Origin of the sequence: Micromonospora sp. NPDC093243 (assembly GCF_044753725.1) — a bacterium.
Taxonomy (GTDB): Bacteria; Actinomycetota; Actinomycetes; order Mycobacteriales; family Micromonosporaceae; genus Micromonospora.
Genome location: NZ_JBIVNT010000006.1, coordinates 370,516 through 389,498, shown reverse-complemented (window position 1 = coordinate 389,498; position 18,983 = coordinate 370,516). Strand labels below are relative to the sequence as shown.

Sequence of the window (18,983 nt, the reverse complement as noted above, 5' to 3'; positions counted from 1 at the left end):
CCGGCCGGCCAGACCGGAGCGGACGGGTCACGGCGCCCTCCGCCTGCCAGGCTTGTGGTGCCGGGTGTTGCCATTGCGGACGATGACGCTGAACTGCCCGTCGGACTCCATCCGCACCTCGTGCACGTCGGCGAGGTCCTCGACGCCCTGCTCGCGGAGCTGACCGCGCAACTCCTCCTCCGTCACCAGCTCGCGGCGCATGTTGCGGCGCAGCATCCGGCCGTCGCGCACCAGCACCAGAGAGCCGGGGTGAATGATCCTCGCGGCGGCCGGCCAGCGGTACGCGAGCGCGTCCAGCAGGTACGACCAGCCGATGATCACCGCGACGAGGAGGATCCCGTCGGTCACCGAGGTGTAGTCGTCGGACATCCCGTTCTGGGCGGCGTCGGCGATGAGCACGATGACGAGCAGGTCGGTCACGCCCGTGGTGCCGCTCTCCCGCTTGAGCAGGACCCGCAGCATGAAGAACAGGGTCAGGTAGATGGCACTGCCCCGCGCGACGATCTCCAGCAGCGGGGTGTCGGGAACGACGACCTTCCCCCAGTCCGTCACCTCCGGGGGCTACCCGGGTGGCCGCCGGCCATGCGAGGCCGGCTCGGCATACCGCGGCACCGGCGCCACCGGCGTCGAGACGCACCACCCCAGTTCGCACGTTCCGCACTGCCCCACCCCAATGGGTGTGACGATCGGGATTCCGGAGAAGTAACCGATTCGGGGAAGCGGGCAGAGCGGTGACGCTGGTGACGCCGGTGGACGGGGACAGCGCCGGGTGACAGGGCGGGCCACGGGTGCCCCGGGGAGAGGAGAGGGTCGTGGTCGATCGGATCGCCGATCCGTGGGGTGAGCGCACGCCGTACGGGCCGGGAGAGCAGTGGCCGGTGCGGGTGGACCGCTTCCTCGCCGACGGCCGGAGCGAGTCGGACGTCGAGCGCTGGGCGCAGTCCGCCTCGGTGCTGCACTCCAACGGCGACGCGATGGACATCGCGGTGGCGGGCGGCCGGATCGTCGGGGTGCGAGGTCGGGCGGTGGACCGGGTGAACCGGGGCCGGCTCGACCCGAAGGACCTCTACGGCTGGCAGGCCAACCACAGCCCGGACCGGTTGACCCGGCCGCTGGTCCGCGACGGCGGCCGGCTGGTGGAGACCGACTGGGACACCGCGATGAACCAGGTCGTCGCCCGGTCGAAGGAACTGCTCGACGGCCCGGGCGGCTGGGGGCACTTCGGCTTCTACACCACCGGACAGCTGTTCCTGGAGGAGTACTACGCCCTCGGCGTCATCGGCAAGGCCGGCCTCGGCACGCCGCACATGGACGGCAACACCCGGCTCTGCACCGCAACCGCGGCGGCGGCGTTGAAGGCGAGCTTCGGCACGGACGGTCAGCCCGGCTCGTACACCGACATCGACCACTGCGACGCGATCGCCCTGTGGGGGCACAACGCCGCGGAGACCCAGACGGTGCTCTGGATGCGGATGCTGGACCGCCGGCGCGGGCCGAACCCGCCGACGATGCTCGCTGTGGACCCGCGCGCGACCTCGGTGGCCCGGGAGGCCGACCTGCATCTGGCGGTGCGCAACGGCACCAACATGGCGCTGATGAACGGCCTGCTCCGCGAGATCATCCGCCGCGGTTGGTACGACCGCGACTACCTGGCGGCCCACACGATCGGCTTCGAGGAGCTGTGCCGCGTGGTCGACGGCTACCCGCCGAAACGGGTCGCCGACATCTGCGACGTGCCGGCCGCCGACGTGGAGCGCGCCGCCGAACTGCTCGGCGCCTCGCAGCGGCTGCTCTCCACCGTGCTCCAGGGCTTCTACCAGTCCAACCAGGCCACCGCCGCGGCCTGCGCGGTCAACAACCTGCACCTGATCCGGGGCATGATCGGCCGCCCGGGCGCCGGCATCTACCAGATGAACGGCCAGCCGACCGCGCAAAACACCCGGGAGGCCGGCGCCAACGGCGACCTGCCCGGGCTGCGCAACTGGGAGAACACCGCGCACATCGAAGAACTGGCCCGGCTCTGGAACGTCGACGTCGACATGATCCCGCACTGGGCGCCGCCGACACACGCCATGCAGATCTTCCGGTACGCCGAGCAGGGCTCGATCAAGCTGCTCTGGATCACCGCCACCAACCCGGCGGTGTCCCTGCCCGACCTGTCGCGCATCCGGCGGATCCTGAAGCAGCCGGAGCTGTTCGTGGTGGTGCAGGATCTCTTCCTGACCGAGACCGCGGAGCTGGCCGACGTGGTGCTGCCGGCCGCGACCTGGGGCGAGAAGACCGGCACCTTCACCAACGTCGACCGGACGGTGCACCTCTCCGAGAAGGCGGTCGAACCACCCGGCGAGGCCCGCCCCGACCTGGACATCCTTCTCGACTACGCCCGCCGCATGGACTTCCGTGACCGTGACGGCAGACCGCTGATCCCCTGGCGAGGGCCGGAGGAGGTGTTCGAGGCGTGGAAGGAGTGCAGCCGTGGCCGGCCCTGCGACTACACCGGCCTCAGCTACGACCGGCTGCGTGGCGGCTCCGGCATCCAGTGGCCGTGCACCGACGAGCACCCCGACGGCACCGAACGGCTCTACTCCGACGGCGTCTTCCCCACCGATCCGGACTACTGCGAGACCTACGGGCAGGACCTCGCCACCGGCGCCGAGTTCACCGAGCCGGAGTACCGCGCCAAGGAACCGAACGGCCGCGCTTTCCTGCACACCGTCGATTACCAGCCGTCCCCGGAGGTGCCCGACGACGAGCATCCGATGCTGCTCACGACCGGCCGCACCGTCTACCAGTTCCACACCCGTACCAAGACCGCCCGCGCCCCGCAGCTGGATGCCGCTGCCCCGGAGGTGTGGGTGGAGCTCAACCCGGACGACGCCGGCCGGCTCGGCATCACCGAGGGCGACCTGGTCGGCGTCGCCTCACCCCGCGGCGGCATTCAGGCCCGCGCCCGGCTCAGCGGCATTCGCCCCGGCGTGGCGTTCCTGCCGTTCCACTACGGCTACTTCGACGTCGACCCGCACGACCGGACACCCCGGGCTGCGAACGAACTCACCCTCACCGCCTGGGACCCGGTCTCCAAGCAGCCCATCTTCAAGGTGGCGGCCGTCGCGGTCACCAAGTTGGGCGACGGCGGCGGCGTGCCGTCACCGGCGCCCACCGTCGGCGGCAGCGCCCCCGTCGTCGGCTCGGTGCCGGACACCGTCGGCGGGCCGGCCGCGCAATCCGTCAGCGAAAGGAGATGAGCCGTGCACCTCGCCCACTACCTCGGCCTGCTCCACCGTGCCCAGACCAACCTCGCCAGCGCGTTCCGGCAGGTGGGCGACGCCCACGCCGAGGAGCCGGACATCTTCCACCTCTGCCAGCAACAGGCGCGACGCTGCGACGCGCACGCCGAGCGGCTGCGGCCCTTCACGGCGCGGTACGCGCAGGACGTCGCCACCGAACCCGACCGGCTGTACTCGCAGCTGTTCACCGGCACCCGGACCGGCGGCCTCGGGCTGCTGCGTGACCTGCAGGACCTCTACCTGATGGCCGCCGAGTGCGACATCACCTGGACCGTCGTCGGCCAAGCCGCCTACGGCGCCCGCGACGAGGAACTCCTGGCCGTCGTCAAGCGCTGCGAGGAGGAGACCGCCATTCAGCTCAAGTGGCTGCGTACCCGGATGAAACAGGCCGCCCCGCAGGCCCTGGTCGTGGCCGAGTGACCGGCGCCGCCCGTTCCCGACCGCCGGCCCACTTGGTCATCGGTCGGTGAACGGTCGCGTCCTGCCGCTCTCCCGCGCCCGAGCCGACGCGGCGGGGCCACTGGCCCGGCGGGGCCGCCGGTTGGCCCGGCCAGGCCAGGCGACCGGGTACGAGCACGGTACGCACTTCCACGAGGAGGACACCGTGTTCAGCCACGTCAAGGACCTACAGTTCGAGGCCAAGCCAGACGCCCCCGACGCCGCCTTCGCCCGCCGCCTGCAGGAAGTGCTGGGCGGCAAATGGGGCGAGATGACCGTCGCCAACCAGTACCTCTTCCAGGGCTGGAGCTGCCGGCTCCCCGGCAAGTACAAGGACCTGTTCCTCGATGTCGGCACCGAGGAGATGGGGCACGTCGAGATGATCTGCACGATGATAGCCCGCCTGCTGGACAGCGCGCCGCTGTCGGTCCAGGAAGCGGCAGCCGAGGACAACCCGATGCTCACCGCGATCTACTCCGGGTCGAATCCGGCGCACTTCATCCACTCCGGCGGTGGTCCACTGCCGGTGGACAGCAACGGGGTGCCCTGGAACGGCGCCTTCATCACCGCCAGCGGCAACCTGCTCGCCGATTTCCACCTCAACGTCACCGCGGAGGCCCAAGGACGACTTCAGGTCGCCCGGCTGTTCAACATGACCGACGACCCCGGCGTCAAGCAGATGCTGCGGTTCCTGCTGGCCCGCGACACCATGCACCAGAACATGTGGCTGGCCGCGATCGAACAGCTCAAGGCGGACGGGCTCGAGGAAATGCCGGTCCCCGAGGCGTTCCCGGATGCCGAGCAGGAGACCGAGTTCGCCTACCAGTACATCAACTTCTCCGAGGGCGAGGAGGCGGCGGAGGGACGCTGGGCCTCCGGCCCGGCCCCGGACGGCAAGGGACAGTTCAGCTACCAGGCGAGCCCCACGGCCCACGCGGACGCACCCATGCTGCCCCCGGCGGACCCCCGGCTCTACGGCACGATGCCGGGACCGTCGCGGGGCTGACCAGCACGAGCAGCCGGGCGGGGGAACGTCCCGCCACGCCTGGTCCGCCGCCACGGTGGCGGGCCAGGCCCCGTCCCGCCGCGAGGCCCCGGCAGGCAGCGATCAGCTGGGTGGCATGAACGCTCGCGGCGCGGGAAGGCGCGGTTCACGCGGATACGGAGGTGGGGCGATGACTGCGAGTCGTGAACAAGATGTCTTGGATCTCCTGGTCGAGCAGCACAACGAGATCAAGAGCCTGTTCGGCCAGGTGGCCCGGGCGCAGGGCGCCGAAAAGCGCGAACTGTTCGAGAGCCTGGTACGGCTGCTCGCCGTGCACGAGAGCGCCGAGGAGATCGTCGTCCACCCGACGGCCGCACGGAAGATCGAAGACGGCAGCGCGCTGGTGGAGCCGCGCAAGCGCGAAGAGGACCAGGCCAAGCGCGACCTGGCGGCGCTGTACGACCTCGGCACCGAGCACCCGGACTTCGACGCGAAGCTGACACAGCTCGCGAACGCCGTCATCGGCCACGCCAGCCACGAGGAGACCGAGGAATTTCCGGCCCTGCGCCGCAGCGCCTCCCCGGGACAGCTGCACCGGCTCGCCGGCGCGCTCCGGGCCGCGGAGGCCACCGCGCCGACCCGCCCACACCCGCACAGCGGGGAATCCGCGAGGGCGAACCTCGTCGCCGGACCACCCATGGCCCTGTTCGACCGGGTCCGCGACGCGGTGCGCGACTGGCGAGAGTCGCACCGGGACGAGACGGAGTCGCGCGAGCACGCACAGCGGCGTCAGGCGTGACGACCGGACCGACCCGGTCCGGGAGCGCGTCCGCCGGCGTGCGGCGGGCTGGCCGACGCCGCGTTCGCCGAAGGTCCGGATGCGGATGTCGTCAGCCAGCCATCGCGCCGGCTACTAGCCGTCGATCCGGGTGATGTTGCGGATCTTGTTGGAGGCGTCCAACGCCGCCACCTTGTACGCCTCGGCCAGCGTCGGATAGTTGAACACCGCGTCGACCAGGTAGTCGACGGTGCCGCCGCAGCCCATCACCGCCTGCCCGATGTGGACGATCTCGGTGGCCCCGGTCCCGAAGACGTGCACGCCGAGCAGCCGGCCGTCGTCCGGCGACACGAGCAGCTTCAGCATGCCGTACGAGTCACCCACGATCTGGCCGCGGGCCAGCTCGCGGTAGCGCGCGATGCCCACCTCGAACGGCGTCGAGCTCTCGGTGAGCTGTTCCTCGGTCTTTCCGACGAAGCTGATCTCCGGGATCGTGTAGATGCCGATCGGCTGCAGCTCGTGCATCTCCCGGACCGGCTCGCCGCAGGCGTGCTGCGCGGCCAGCCGGCCCTGCTCCATGGACGTGGAGGCCAGCGCCGGGAAGCCGATCACGTCGCCGACGGCGTAGATGTTCTCCACCGCGGTGCGGTAGCTCGCGTCGACCTTGATCCGCCCGCGCCGGTCCGCCTCCAGGCCGGCCGCCTCCAGCGCCAGGTCGTCGGTCTGGCCCTGACGGCCCGCCGAGTACATCACGGTGTCCGCGGCGATCTTCTTGCCGCTCTTCAGGATGCAGAGCGCGGCGGTCTGGTGCTTCTCCACGGCGGCGACCTCCTCGCCGAAGCGGAACGTCACCGAGAGGTCGCGCAGGTGGTACTTGAGTGACTCGACGACCTCCTCGTCGCAAAAGTCGAGCATTCGGTCGCGGCGTTCCACCACGGTCACCTTCGTACCGAGGGCGGCGAACATGGAGGCGTACTCCATGCCGATCACGCCGGCGCCGACCACGACCATGCTGCGGGGCACCGCCTGGAGGTTGATGACGCCGTCGGAGTCCACGATCGTCCGGTCGTCGAAGTCGACGCTCTCCGGGCGGGCCGGTCGGGTGCCGGCGGCGATGACGAGCTTGTCGAAGGTGACCCTGGACTCGCGCCCGGAGCCGCCGTCCACCCAGACCGCGTGCGCGTCCGCGAACCGCCCGGTGCCGGTGATCATCACGACCCGGTTGCGGGCCAACTGGTTACGGATGACGTCGGTCTGTCGGCTGATCACGTGCTGGGTCCGGGCGGCCAGGTCGCTGACCGTGATCTCTTCCTTGACCCGGTAGCTGCTGCCGTAGAGGTCCCGCTGGCTCAGGCCGGTCAGGTAGAGCACCGCCTCGCGCAGGGTCTTGGAGGGGACGGTGCCGGTGTTGATGCAGACCCCACCGATCATGTCGCGGCGGTCCACGATGGCGACTCGCCTGCCCAGCTTGGCGGCGGCGATCGCGGCCTTCTGACCGCTGGGTCCGGAACCCAGCACCAACAGGTCGTAGTCATACACGAGCGTTAGCGTCGCAAGATGTCGCGGCGCGCGCCAGACCCCGTTCTCCCGGGCATCCGGCCGCTTGGCGCGCACGCCTTCGCACAGACGCCACCCGATCTCGCTCGGCGGGAGTGACGGCAGGCGGCGCCACCGGCCCGCGCCTGCCGCGGCGGCGGTCCCTATGATCCGGCGTATGGCGTTGCTGCACCGGGCGGAACTGCACCCGACGAAGATCGAGCTTCTGACCGCGTGGCTTCCCGCACGCCCCTGGTTCCAGGGCGAGGCGGGCGTCGGCCTCGAACGGGTCGCGGCGTACCGCTTCGACGACCCCGCCGGCGAGGTCGGGATCGAGACCATGCTGGTCCAGGCCGGCGCCGGGCCGGTGCACCAGGTGCCGCTGACCTACCGGGGCGCGCCGCTGGACGGCGCCGAGGCGTGGCTCGTCGGCACCTGCGAGCACTCCGTGCTGGGCCGCCGCTGGGTGTACGACGCCTGCGGCGACCCGGTCTACGCCTCGGCGCTGGCCACCGCGATCCTCACGAACGCCGGTCAGGCGGAGGAGTACTTCGAGCAGGACGGCCGACGCGAGCCTCGCGCGCCGAGCATGGCGATCACCGCGGACGGACCGCAGCAGGCCGACGTCCCGCGGATCGGCTCGATCGAGCATGTGGCGGACGGCGACCCGACCCGGATCGTCACCGACTCGGTCGAACTGACCGTCGTCCGGCGGATCGGTGACCACGCCGCCCTGCCCGGCAGCCGGCTGGCCGGCACCTGGGAGACCCAGCCCGCTCCCCTGCCGCTGGCGTACGCCGCGCCGCGTCGGACTTCCTGACCCGGCGAACGGTACGAGCGGCGCCGCACCCCGGGCCCTCGTCCGCTGATCAGCTCACCTCCGGCAGCCACGGCCCCAGCACGGCAGGGTCGGCGACGGTCGCCCGCACCTGCTCCCGCTCCTCGGCGGTCAACGGGAGCGTCTGGAGTCGCGTGCCCCAGTCCGGCACCCGCTCCGGCTCCCCCAGCCCGATGGACAGATCGATCAGCCCGGCGAGCGCCAACGCCTGCTCGACGACCGGTGCGCCGTCGCCGTGGCGGCGCAGCCCCGAGTTGAGTGCCCGGAAGGCGGCCCGGTCGTCGGTCTTGAACTCGCGCAGGATCCGCGCGTTGTCGAGGACCCGGGCCAGCCCCTGCAACCGCTTCGAACCGCCGTACTCCAGCTCCGCCGGCTCGCCGCGCTGGATGAAGATGATGCTGTTTCCCGACGGGTCGATGAGGGTGAAGCGCGACGCGCCGGGCCGGTAGCGGGTTATCCGGGGTTGGCCCTTGACGAGCACCTTGCCGTAGGCGCCGCGCATCGCGTCGGTGAACGCCGCGTGGTAGGCCGCGACCGCGTCGACCATCACCAGGCAGCCGCCGGTGTTCTCTTTCGCCGGGTCCAGGTCTTTCGGCGCGGGACCGTAGTGCAGGTGGAGACCGCTCCAGCAGAAAGCCAGGTACACGTACGGCTTCGTCTGCTCGTAGGTCACCTCGAACCCGAGCGCCCGCCAGAACGCCAGGGTCTCCTCCGGCGACACACAGTGCAACAGCGGCACCATGGTCTCGTTGGGCTGGACACGATCCTCGTTGGTCGTCATGGCCGCTCCCGGTCCGGTCGACAGGCCGGCCATTTTGCCAGCGCCGACGAAGAGGCACGACCGCCTTTCCTCCTACCCGGGGAGGAGGTGGCGCTCGGACCACCGGTCGCAACCGGGGCTCGCGGTCGGACGCTATCGGCGGCCGGGTTCACGAGCATCTACAGGCATGACCATCAACCTGCGCCGGGCGGCACACTGGCACCGCCCACTGATGCTCTTCGTCGCCGCGATGGCGGTGCTCGCCGTCGTCTCCGCGGTCGGCGTTCTCGTCGACTCGCGCGTCCTCACCGGCGCGCCGATCTGGCTCAAGCCGTTCAAGTTCGCGGTGTCCTTCGTGGCGTACGGCACCACCCTCGCCTGGATGCTCTCGCTGCTACCGCGGCGCAGCCGGATCGCGGAGTGGGCGGGCACCGTCATCGTCGCGATGGCGGTGATCGAGATGGCACTGATCGTCGGGCAGGTCGTGCGCGGGCAAACGAGCCACTTCAACGGAACCAGCTCCCTGAACGCCGCCCTCTTCACGGCGATGGGTGCGGCGATCATGGTGCTGTTCGTCGCGCACCTCCTCCTCGGGATCGTGGTGCTGATCCGGCGCATTCCCGACCGGGTCGCCGCCCGCGCGGTCGCGTGGGGGCTCGGCCTGTCCCTGCTGGGGATGCTGGCGGCGATACCGATGGTGCTGCCGATGCAGGAGCCGGGGATCGACGGGATCTCCGGGGCGCACGCCGTCGGCGTACCGGACGGCGGATCGGGACTGCCGTTGGTCGGCTGGAGCACCACCGGTGGAGATCTGCGCATCGGGCACTTCGTGGGCCTGCACGCCCTGCAGGCGCTGCCGATCCTGGCGATCCTGCTCAACCGGTTCCTGACCCGGCTGGACGAGCGCACCCGGGCGGGGCTCGTGGTCGTCGCCGGTGCGGCGTACGGCGTACTCACGATCCTGCTGACCTGGCAGGCCCTGCGCGGACAGCCGCTGCTGCGCCCGGACGCGCTGACGCTGGCCGCGGTGGCGGCCCTGGTGCTCGCGACCGCGATCGCGGCGGGCCTGGTGGTGGCGCGCCGACGTCGCCCGGAACTGGCGCTGGCCGCATGACCACGACGTTGTTCACGCTGACGTTCGCGTTCGCCGCGCCCTTCTGGGCGCTGATGATCCTGCTGCCGCGCTGGTCGTGGACCGCTCGGATCATCAACTCGCCGCTGATCGTGCTGCCGGTCCTGGTGATCTACGCGGTGCTGGTGATCCCGGCCTACCGCGAGGTGCTGCCGGCGGTGCTCTCGCCCACCCTGGACGGCGTGCGCGAACTGCTCAGCAGCGCCGACGGCGCGGCGGCGGCCTGGGCACACCTGATCGCGTTCGATCTGTTCGCCGGCCGGTGGGCGTGGCTCGACAGCCGGGAACGCGCGGTGCCGGCACTGATCATGGCGCCGGTACTGGTGCTGACGATCCTGCTCGGACCGCTCGGCCTGGCCGCCTACCTCGGGGTCCGGAGCGGGTGGCCGCGTCCGTCGGTCGCTCGTACCCCCGAGCCGCAGCGCCTAGGCTGATCCCCGTGGGACGGGCGGGGCGACTCTTCGACGTGCGGGACTCGCTCGTGCGGATGGTGCTGCTCGACCTCAGCGGCGTGGGTTACCTGGTCTTCGGCACCCAGGCCGGGCACCCACCGACCGCGACACAGTGGATCCTCGCGGCGGTCGGGTTCGCCGCCGCGCTGGCGCTGCACCGCCGGCCGCTGGTCAACCTGGTGACGCAGGCCGCGCTGCTGGCGGTCGCGATCCCGCTGATCGACGACATCATGATCAACCAGGTGGGTGCCAGCTGGGCGTTGCTCGAGGTGACGATGCGGGCGCGTCGGTCACGGACCATCTGGCTCTGCAGCGCACTGCTGGCCGGGGTCGACCTGACCGATTCGATCGGCGACCCGATCGGCCGGGTCGCCTCGGGCGTTTTCGGGCTGACCCTGGAGGTCGGTCTGCCGTTGCTGCTCGGCCTGGTCATCCGGACCAACCGGGAGCTCGGCCGGCAGGCCGTGCAGCGTGCGCAGGAGGAGCAACGGCGGCGGGAGTCGGAGAACCGGGCCGCGCGCGCCGACGAACGCAGCGCCATCGCCCGCGAGTTGCACGACGTCGTCGCGCATCACGTGGCATCCATGGTGCTGCGCGTCGGCGTGGCCCGGCACGTGCTCACCGACCTGGAGCCGCGGGTGGGCGAGGTCTTCGACGACGTGCACGGCACGGGGACCGCCGCCCTGGCGGACCTGCGCCGGCTGGTCGCGGTCCTGCGCGACCCCGACGGGGTACGCGGTGATGCGGCGCTGACCGCCATCGAGCCGTCGGCGCTCCCCGCGGCGCTCGGCGCGGCGGTCGATCGCGCCCGCCAGGCCGGTGTCACGGTGGAGACCGACATCGACCCGGCGATCGGTTCGCTCGACGCGGTTCGCGGCCTCGCGGTGTTGCGCCTGACGCAGGAGGCGCTGACCAACGTGGCCAAGCATGCCGGCACGGCCGCGCTGGCCCGCCTGGTGGTCGCCGTGCGCGACGGGGCCCTGCACTGGGAAGTGCAGGACGACGGGCGCGGACAGGCGCCCGCGGCGGTGCCGCCCGGGGGCGGTCACGGCATCACCGGTATGCGCGAGCGGGTCGAGGTCCTCGGCGGCCGGCTGGAGGCGGGCCCGACCGGCGCCGGCTGGCGGGTCCGCACCGTCCTGCCGGCCCCGGTCGTCACCGCCGGTTCCGTGCCGACGGCTACCGCCTCCCCCACCGGCGCGCCGGTCGCCCGCGGGCTCGAAGCACCGTCCGGTTCGCCCGCCCCGGAGCCGGCGTGATCCGCGTCCTGCTGGTCGACGACCAGCACCTCATCCGCGCCGGGCTGCGCATGCTCTGCGACGCCCAACCCGACATCGAGGTGGTCGGCGAGGCCGACAACGGCCGCGAGGCGATCTCCCTCGCCGCGCGGCTCCTGCCCGACGTCGTCGTGATGGACCTGCGCATGCCGGGCGTGGACGGGATCACCGCGACGAGCCGGATCCTCGCCGAACACCCCGCCACCCGTGTGCTGGTGCTGACCACGTTCGGCGACGACGATCATCTCTATCCGGCGCTGACCGCCGGTGCCTGCGGGTTCCTGCTCAAGGACGCACCCCCCGCCGACCTGCTCGACGGCATCCGCCGAGCCGCCGTGGGTGACAGCCCGTTCAGTCACGAGGTGCTGCAGCGCCTGGTCCAACGCGCGGTGCACGCCCGCGCCGAGGCGCCGCGGTCGGTGCAGGGGCTGACCGCCCGCGAGCAGGACGTGCTGGACCTGGTCGCCGACGGCCTGTCCAACGCGGAGATCGCCGACCGGCTGCACATCGGCGTCACCACGGTCAAGACTCACATCACCAACCTGATGGCCAAGACCGACAGCCCCAACCGGGTACGCCTGGCCCTGTTCGCCCGCGGGGCGTGACCCGCGCTGATCGCTCCGATTCGGTCGCGGCCCCAGCAGTGCGGTTGGCGGCGCCTTCGTTGCGGTACGCTTCCGCCCAGCTACTACTACGAGCTGTCGTGGCTGCTGTCGGTTCCGGCCGGGCAGCGGTCTCGCGTGGAGGTGCCGGATGGCGGACGACGACGCGGAGATCACCGCGTGGGCGCTGGCCGCCGGTCGGGGCGACCGGGAGGCGGCCGCCCGCTTCGTCCGGGCGACGCAGCAGCAGGCTCGGCGCTTCCTCGCCGGGCTGGTCTCCCCCGCCGAGGCGGACGACCTGACCCAGGAGACGTTCCTGCGGGCCGTGCGGGCGCTGCCGTCCTTCGCCGGTCGGTCGTCGGCGCGCACCTGGTTGCTGGCCATCGCACGCCGGGTCGCCGCCGATCACCTACGCGCTGTGATGGCTCGCCCGCGAACGGTGTGGATGCCGGACGGCTACGACACGCCGGACGTGTCGCGCAGCGGCTTCGACCAGCAGGTGGTGCTGGAACAACTCGTCGCCGGCTTGCCGGCCGAGCGGCGTGAGGCGTTCGTCGCCACCCAGGTCCTCGGCCTCTCCTACGCCGAGGCGGCCGAGGTGTGCGGCTGCCCGGTCGGCACCATCCGCTCCCGGGTGGCCCGCGCCCGGGAGGAGCTCGTCTACGCCGTGCGGAGCCGGTCGGGTTCCGGCGGGCGACGGGGCGGCGACGCGACCGGGTGAGCCCGGCGCGTCCCTGTTGACCTGCCTCGACCTGCGGAAGTCGCGGGAACCAACGCGCGCTGTGCGCCGACTATCCGTACATGGGGTGTGAGCAGTGGCGCGAGATGCTGTCCGCGCAGTTGGACGGCGAGGAGACGGCCGCCGAGCGCGCGGCGGCGGAGACCCACCTGACGGAGTGCCGGGACTGCCGGACGTGGTTCGACCAAGCGGCGGCGGTGACCCGGCGGGCCCGGCTGTCGGTCAGCGTCCCTGGCCCGGACCTCACCGACGTCGTGCTGGGCGCGCTGCCCGCGCGGACGCCACGCCGCCGCCACCGGCTGGTGCTCACCCTCCGCGCCGCCCTGGGGCTGGTCGGGGCACTGCAGCTGCTGGTGGGTCTGGCCCAGATCGGCCGGGGCGCGACGGGTGCGCACGCCCACGCGGCGGCCGGCGCACTGGCCTCCGGGCACCTGTGGCACGAGTCGGCGGCCTGGAACGTCGCCGTCGGCGCCGGGTTCCTCTTCGTCGCCACCCGGCGTACGCCGCCCACCGGTCTGGTGCCGATGTTGAGCGCGTTCGTCGCCACGCTGGTGCTGTTGTCGGTCAACGACATGGTGACCGGGCGGGTGGACACGAGCCGACTGGTCAGTCACGGGTTCCTGCTCGCCGGCTACGCCATCGTCGTCGCCCTGTCCCGCCCGGGGCTGCGCCCGGGCGGCCCGGCCGAGCGGGACCACTCCGGTGGCGCGCAGTGGCATCTCCCGGGCGAACCGCAGCCCGAACCGCCGGCGCTGCGGCTGCTTCCGTCGCCGTACCCCGGTTCCGCCCACGCCTCCGGCCGGCGCGCGGCCTGATCCCTCGCGGAGCGGTTTCGAGCCTCGGCGGCAGTTCCCGCGGCGTTCAGCCGGCGTAGAGCAGGAGCAGGCCGGCGACGGTGTAGGCGACCATCAGCGCCAGCAGCGGCAGCTGCCCGGTGACCGCCCGGAGTCGGGGGAACAGGTGCAGCGCCCGGTCGTGGGCGAGCAGGGTGCCCAGCAGGTGGCCGAGGATGATGACGGTGATCTGCAGGGCGGCGACGCCGTCCGGGGTGATCAGGCCGGTACGGGGTTCCCAGCCGGCGGTGCCCACCCAGTCGGCGCCGGTGCCCAGTGGGTCGGAGAGCATTGCGATCGTACGTTGCCCCTCGAGGATCAGCAGCGAGTAGTAGTGCGCGATGAGGTAGCCGACGGCGATCGGCACGATGGAGTGGGCCAGCTCGCCCGGCACCCGCCCGGGCGCGACCGGGTCCACGCCGCCGGCGGCTCGCGCAGCGGAGCCGCCCAGGCGGGCGGCGCCGCGGGTGGCGGCCAGGTAGGCCAGGGCGACCGCGCCGATGACCACGATCAGCCCGCCGGTGCCGGTCACCACCGCCGGTAGGCCGCTCTCCTGGCCGAACCGCAGCCAGCCGGGAGCGTTGGAGAGGCTGTCGAACATCGTCGAGCCGAGCAGGATGGTCACCACGGCGACGAGCCCGGGCTCCGGGCGCAGCCCGGCGATGCCGTCGAGCGGGTTGCGCCAGACGAGCGTGCCGTCGGCGGTGCGGCCGACCGGCGCGAGCCGGCCGATGAGCGCGCTGTACACCTCGAACGGGTCCGCGCGCGCGAACCAGTTCGCGCCGTAGAGCGCCGCGCCGGCGAGCAGGAAGATGGTGTAGCCGACGAGCCAGGCGCCGATGACCGGCAGGGTGGCCCGCTCGGGCGCGGCCAGCTCCAGCCAGACGAACGCGAACAGCCCCACGGCCGCCGGCCACAGCCCGACCGCGGACGGCAGGGCGCGCAACCCCGCCTCCGGGTCACGACGGAGCAGCCCGACGGCGACCAGATACACCGTCCGCAACGGGCTGACCGCCCGCCAGACCGGGCCGAGCAGCAGCGACGCGGGCACCAGACCCACCCAGACCAGCACGTAGAGAACGCCGGCGGTCGGGTTGTCCGGGGTGTCCGGGCCCCCGAGGAGACCGACACAGAACCAGCCGGCCAGGAGCAGGCCGAGCCCGCGCAGCACCCAGCGGGTGGCGGCGGCGTCGACGATCCGGGTGAGCGGCGCGGGCACCGGCCGACCGGCCGTACCGCTGGCGTCCAAGCGGGGTTCGCGCCAGAGCACCCCCAACGCCAGGAAGGTGATCACCAGGGTGATCGCGGCCGCCACGACCAGCTGAGCCAGGGAGAGCGGCAGGTCCTGGCGTCCGCCGACGCCGTGGGCCAGCACCGAACGGGCGTCCACGGCGGGTCAGCGGACGACGAGCTGGAAGAGCACCAGCTCGGTCTCGTGCGTCTCCACCTCGAACAGGCCCGTCCGGTCGGCGCGGAACTCCACCGACCCGGCCTTTCCGGCCGGCAGTCGGGCACCCAGGTCGTAGCCGTGCACGTGCAGCTCGTCGGGGACGTCCGAGATGACCGTGATCCGCACCAGGTCACCCTTGGCGACGGTGACGCGGCCGGTCGGCGGGTCGACGCGGCGCTTGGCGACCGTCACCGTGATCTGCTTGTCGACCGGCGACGCCGCCGGCGTGGTGACCGCCGGAGTGGGTGAGGCGGCCGCCGCCGTCGTCGTCGGGGCGGCGACGCTGGTGCTGGGGGCGACCGGCGAGGCGGTGGCGGCTGGCTCGTCCGCGCCACCCCCACAACCGGCGAGCAACAGGCTGGCGAGCGCGGCGGCGATGGCGACGCCAGGGGTACGCACGGACACGGGCGGGCTCCGAACGACGCGAAGGGGCGGATGTTGATCTGACCGTCGGGATCATGAACTTTACGTCTTGTTCGACGTCCGGGGAATGACCATCATGAACGAATGCAATCGACGACGACCACTCTCCGTCACCTCCTGGCCCGGGTGGCGGCAACACTGGCCGTCGTGCTCGCCGGCATCGTGCTGCCGGCGACACCGGCGTCCGCGCACGGGCAGCTCGCCACCTCCACCCCGCTGACCGGCAGCGTGGTCAAGCAGCCGCTGACCGAGCTGAAGCTCTACTTCACCGAGAAGCCCGCGGCGAACGCCCATTTCACCATCAGCGGCCCGGGTGGAACCCGGGTGGACAGCAACTGGTCCCAGGGGGAGCCGAAGCGCCTGGACAAGCCGGTCCAGGAGTACTTCCTGGTCAACGGCACGTTCGAACCCCGGCTCTACCACGTCGGGTTCCCCGCCGTGGTGTCGGTGGCGCACTGGCCGGCCACCGGCCGCTACACGGCGAGCTACCTCTCGGTGGCCTCGGACGGCGAACCGGTACGCGGCGCGGTCACCTTCGACTACCGAGGTCCGACGACCTCGGCACCGGCCGGCTGGGTGCCACCGACCAACGATCCCGCCCCCGAACTGCTCGCCCTGGTGGAGGGCGGCCACAGCACGCCCGCCAGCTCCGCGACGGCCGGAGCGCCGGCGGCGGCGTCGGACACCCCGGCCGCCGCGGACGCCGCGACCTCGTCCTCCGGTGGTGGCATCGGGCCATGGCTCGTGCCCGGCATCATCCTGGCCGTCGTCGCCGCCGTCGTCGTCGTCGCCGCACGCCGCCGTCCCTCCCCCACGCCGGCCGCCAGGCGGGGGTCCCCCGCCACCGGCGCGCGGCGGCCCGCCAAGATGAGCGGGCGCACCGGCACCGCCGGCGCGAAGGGGCGCCCGCGCCGGCGCTGACGCGGACGCCGCGTCGAGGCGCTGGCGCGGCCCGTACGGCTTCGGTTCGGACCAGGGAAAAGGGCGGTGACATCGTGATCCCGATGCACGATGGATGGTTGCTGGAGGCGGTGCCCGGGCCGCAGGTCCCGGAGGGGATCGCCGGGCGCACGGTACCGGCCGCCGTGCCCGGGTGCGTGCACACCGACCTGCTCGCCGCCGGGTTGATCCCCGACCCGTTCCTCGACGACAACGAGCGCGGGCTGGCCTGGATCGGGCGGACCGACTGGGTCTACCGGACCACGTTCCGGCACGAGCCGGGTGCCGACGACCGGGTCGACCTGGTCTGCGCCGGACTGGACACGCTGGCCACGCTCACCCTCAACGGCGTCGAGGTCGGGCGCACCGAGAACATGCACCGCGGCTACCGGTTCGACGTCCGGTCACTGCTGCGACCCGGGGACAACACCCTGGCCGTACGGTTCGACTCCGCCTACCGCTACGCCGAGGCGCACCAGGACCGGCTCGGCGACCGGCCGAACGCCTACCCGGAGCCGTTCCACTTCATCCGGAAGATGGCCTGCAACTTCGGCTGGGACTGGGGGCCCACGCTGGTCACCGCCGGCATCTGGCAGGAGATCGGCCTGCACGCCTGGTCCACCGCCCGGTTGGCGACCGTACGGCCGTTGGTGACGCTCGACGGCGCCGACGGGCGGGTGGAGCTGCGCGTCTCGATCGAGCGGGCGTCCGGCGAGCCGGTGACCGTCCGGGCCGCGGTGGGCGGCGCCACCGTCGACGCGACGATCCCGGCCGGCGAGGTCGCGACCGAGCTGGCCCTCACCGTCCGCGAGCCGGCGCGCTGGTGGCCGCGCGGATACGGCGAGCAGGCCCGGCATCCGCTGGAGGTGACCCTGCTCGGGCCGGACGGCCGGACGCTGGACAGCTGGTCCCGACGGATCGGCTTCCGCTCGGTCCGCCTGGACACCGCGCCCGACGCGCACGGCTCGCCGTTCGCGCTGCACGTCAACGACGTGCCGGTCTTCGTCCGCGGGGTCAACTGGATCCCGGACGACGTCTTCCCCACCCGGATCACCCGCGATCGGCTGGCCGAGCGGCTGGGCCAGGCCGCCGCGGCGAACGTCAACCTGCTGCGGGTCTGGGGCGGCGGCCGCTATGAGTCCGACGACTTCTACGACCTCGCCGACGAGTTGGGGCTGCTGGTGCAGCAGGACTTCCTCTTCGCCTGCGCCGCGTACCCGGAGGAGGAGCCGTTCGGCGCCGAGGTCGAGGCGGAGGCGCGCGAGCAGGTGATCCGGTTGGCCGCCCACCCCAGCCTGGTGCTCTGGACGGGCAACAACGAGAACATCTGGGCCTGGCACGACTGGGACTGGCAGGAGCCGCTCGCGGGCCGCACCTGGGGGCGCGGTTACTACCTCGAACTGCTGCCCCGGATCGTCGCCGAGCTGGACCCGACCCGACCGTACTGGCCGGGCAGCCCGTGGTCCGGTGGCGAGGACCTGCACCCGAACGACCCGGCGCACGGCACCACCCACATCTGGGACGTGTGGAACACCCACGACTACACCCGCTACCGGGCCTACCTGCCCCGGTTCGTCGCCGAGTTCGGCTACCAGGCGCCCCCCGCGTACGCCACGCTGCGCCGGGCATTGTCGGACGAGCCCCTCGCGCACGACTCCCCCGGGATGGCCCACCACCAGAAGGCCGCCGACGGCGACGCCAAGCTCCGGCGGGGACTGGACGCCCACCTGCCCGTGCCGCGCGACTTCGACGACTGGCACTGGCTCACCCAACTCAACCAGGCCCGGGCCATCCAGCTCGGGGTGGAGCACTTCCGGTCGCACCGGCCGGTCTGCATGGGCACCATCGTGTGGCAGCTCAACGACTGCTGGCCGGTCACCTCCTGGTCGGCCGTGGACGGCGACGGCCGCCGCAAGCCGCTCTGGTACGCGCTGCGCCGCGCGTACGCCGACCGGCTGCTCACCGTGCAGCCACGCGGCGAAGGGCTGGCGCTGGTCGCGGTCAACGACGGGCCCACCGACTGGCGGGCCGGCGCGGCGGTGACCCGGCTGACCCTGAGCGGCGAGCCACGGGCGAAGACCTCGCTGGAGTTGGACGTGCCCGCGTACTCCTCGGTCACCCTCGTCCTGCCCGCGGAGCTGGCCCGACCCGACGAGGCCCGGCACGAGCTGTTGGTCGCCGACGCCGGGGAGCCAGCCGGGCGGGCGCTCTGGTTCTTCACCGAGGACAAGGAGACCGCCTGGCCGCCGGCGACGTGGGACGCCGTGGTCGAGCAGATCGGCGACGCCCAACGGGTGCACATCACCGCCCGCACGGTGTTGCGCGACCTGGCGCTCTTCCCCGACCGGCTCGACCCCGCGGCGACCGTGGACGACGCCCTGGTCACCCTGCTACCCGGTGAGTCCGCCACCTTCACCGTGCGGGCGGGTGTCGCGCTGGACCCGGCGGCGCTCACCACCCGACCGGTGCTGCGCTGCGTCAACGACCTGGTGGGGCAGGGACGTCCCACCTGAC

At 72.5% G+C, this 18,983-nt stretch carries 18 protein-coding genes; 13 read left to right on the top strand and 5 right to left on the bottom strand.

Annotation, left to right across the window (positions count from 1 at the left end):
• Positions 1-27 precede the first annotated feature (27 nt).
• The gene (locus tag ACIP9D_RS22415; RefSeq protein ID WP_350874982.1) at positions 28-552 is read right to left on the bottom strand and encodes a YetF domain-containing protein; all 525 of its coding nucleotides are present in this window, start codon (positions 550-552) and stop codon (positions 28-30) included.
• 260 nt (positions 553-812) lie between these two features.
• Between ACIP9D_RS22415 and ACIP9D_RS22410 the strand changes: the two genes are divergently transcribed.
• The 4 genes from ACIP9D_RS22410 (at position 813) to ACIP9D_RS22395 (ending at position 5,509) form a co-directional block, all read left to right on the top strand.
• Complete coding sequence (locus ACIP9D_RS22410) at positions 813-3,245, top strand: nitrate reductase (RefSeq protein ID WP_350874983.1); 2,433 nt, start codon at positions 813-815, stop codon at positions 3,243-3,245.
• Positions 3,246-3,248: 3 nt separating this feature from the next.
• Positions 3,249-3,707, top strand: coding sequence for a hypothetical protein (locus tag ACIP9D_RS22405; RefSeq protein WP_350874985.1), 459 nt, complete (start codon positions 3,249-3,251; stop codon positions 3,705-3,707).
• Positions 3,708-3,891: 184 nt separating this feature from the next.
• Complete coding sequence (locus tag ACIP9D_RS22400; RefSeq protein ID WP_400450843.1) at positions 3,892-4,731, top strand: manganese catalase family protein; 840 nt, start codon at positions 3,892-3,894, stop codon at positions 4,729-4,731.
• 169 nt (positions 4,732-4,900) lie between these two features.
• Positions 4,901-5,509, top strand: coding sequence for a hemerythrin domain-containing protein (locus tag ACIP9D_RS22395; protein WP_350874989.1), 609 nt, complete (start codon positions 4,901-4,903; stop codon positions 5,507-5,509).
• A gap of 114 nt (positions 5,510-5,623) precedes the next feature.
• On the opposite strand, the gene sthA is transcribed toward ACIP9D_RS22395, so the two are convergent.
• Positions 5,624-7,027 (bottom strand): Si-specific NAD(P)(+) transhydrogenase, encoded by a 1,404-nt coding sequence (gene sthA, locus ACIP9D_RS22390; RefSeq protein WP_350874991.1) that lies wholly within the window; start codon positions 7,025-7,027, stop codon positions 5,624-5,626.
• A 175-nt stretch (positions 7,028-7,202) separates the two neighbouring features.
• Between sthA and ACIP9D_RS22385 the strand changes: the two genes are divergently transcribed.
• Positions 7,203-7,844, top strand: a complete 642-nt coding sequence (locus tag ACIP9D_RS22385; RefSeq protein ID WP_350874992.1) for a CG0192-related protein — start codon at positions 7,203-7,205, stop codon at positions 7,842-7,844.
• 49 nt (positions 7,845-7,893) lie between these two features.
• Here the strand turns inward: ACIP9D_RS22385 and ACIP9D_RS22380 are convergent, their stop codons facing one another.
• Positions 7,894-8,643, bottom strand: a complete 750-nt coding sequence (locus ACIP9D_RS22380) for a glyoxalase (protein ID WP_350874994.1) — start codon at positions 8,641-8,643, stop codon at positions 7,894-7,896.
• Positions 8,644-8,809: 166 nt separating this feature from the next.
• Between ACIP9D_RS22380 and ACIP9D_RS22375 the strand changes: the two genes are divergently transcribed.
• The 6 genes from ACIP9D_RS22375 (at position 8,810) to ACIP9D_RS22350 (ending at position 13,639) form a co-directional block, all read left to right on the top strand.
• Positions 8,810-9,736 carry a hypothetical protein gene (locus ACIP9D_RS22375; RefSeq protein ID WP_350874996.1) on the top strand — a complete coding sequence of 309 codons (927 nt, stop codon included), beginning with the start codon at positions 8,810-8,812 and terminating at the stop codon, positions 9,734-9,736.
• A complete protein-coding gene (locus ACIP9D_RS22370) occupies positions 9,733-10,188 on the top strand; it encodes an ABA4-like family protein (protein WP_350874998.1) in 456 nt (151 codons plus the stop codon). Before ACIP9D_RS22375 ends, ACIP9D_RS22370 begins: the two co-directional genes overlap by 4 nt.
• A gap of 53 nt (positions 10,189-10,241) precedes the next feature.
• Entirely contained in the window at positions 10,242-11,465 is a 1,224-nt protein-coding gene (locus ACIP9D_RS22365) for a sensor histidine kinase (protein ID WP_400450840.1), read from the top strand.
• Positions 11,462-12,088 (top strand): response regulator transcription factor, encoded by a 627-nt coding sequence (locus ACIP9D_RS22360; RefSeq protein ID WP_350875002.1) that lies wholly within the window; start codon positions 11,462-11,464, stop codon positions 12,086-12,088. Before ACIP9D_RS22365 ends, ACIP9D_RS22360 begins: the two co-directional genes overlap by 4 nt.
• A gap of 148 nt (positions 12,089-12,236) precedes the next feature.
• Positions 12,237-12,806: a sigma-70 family RNA polymerase sigma factor gene (locus ACIP9D_RS22355; protein ID WP_350875004.1), complete on the top strand. Its 570-nt coding sequence runs from the start codon at positions 12,237-12,239 to the stop codon at positions 12,804-12,806.
• Between the two features lie 80 nt (positions 12,807-12,886).
• Positions 12,887-13,639 carry a zf-HC2 domain-containing protein gene (locus ACIP9D_RS22350; RefSeq protein WP_350875006.1) on the top strand — a complete coding sequence of 251 codons (753 nt, stop codon included), beginning with the start codon at positions 12,887-12,889 and terminating at the stop codon, positions 13,637-13,639.
• A 46-nt stretch (positions 13,640-13,685) separates the two neighbouring features.
• Here the strand turns inward: ACIP9D_RS22350 and ACIP9D_RS22345 are convergent, their stop codons facing one another.
• Positions 13,686-15,047, bottom strand: a complete 1,362-nt coding sequence (locus tag ACIP9D_RS22345; RefSeq protein ID WP_350875008.1) for a hypothetical protein — start codon at positions 15,045-15,047, stop codon at positions 13,686-13,688.
• Positions 15,048-15,053: 6 nt separating this feature from the next.
• Positions 15,054-15,512, bottom strand: a complete 459-nt coding sequence (locus ACIP9D_RS22340) for a hypothetical protein (RefSeq protein WP_350875010.1) — start codon at positions 15,510-15,512, stop codon at positions 15,054-15,056.
• A 102-nt stretch (positions 15,513-15,614) separates the two neighbouring features.
• Between ACIP9D_RS22340 and ACIP9D_RS22335 the strand changes: the two genes are divergently transcribed.
• Together ACIP9D_RS22335 and ACIP9D_RS22330 are read left to right on the top strand one after the other, a co-directional pair.
• Positions 15,615-16,451, top strand: a complete 837-nt coding sequence (locus ACIP9D_RS22335) for a copper resistance protein CopC (protein WP_350875012.1) — start codon at positions 15,615-15,617, stop codon at positions 16,449-16,451.
• Between the two features lie 83 nt (positions 16,452-16,534).
• Positions 16,535-18,982, top strand: a complete 2,448-nt coding sequence (locus ACIP9D_RS22330) for a glycosyl hydrolase 2 galactose-binding domain-containing protein (RefSeq protein WP_350875014.1) — start codon at positions 16,535-16,537, stop codon at positions 18,980-18,982.
• The last annotated feature ends 1 nt before the right edge of the window (position 18,983 follow it).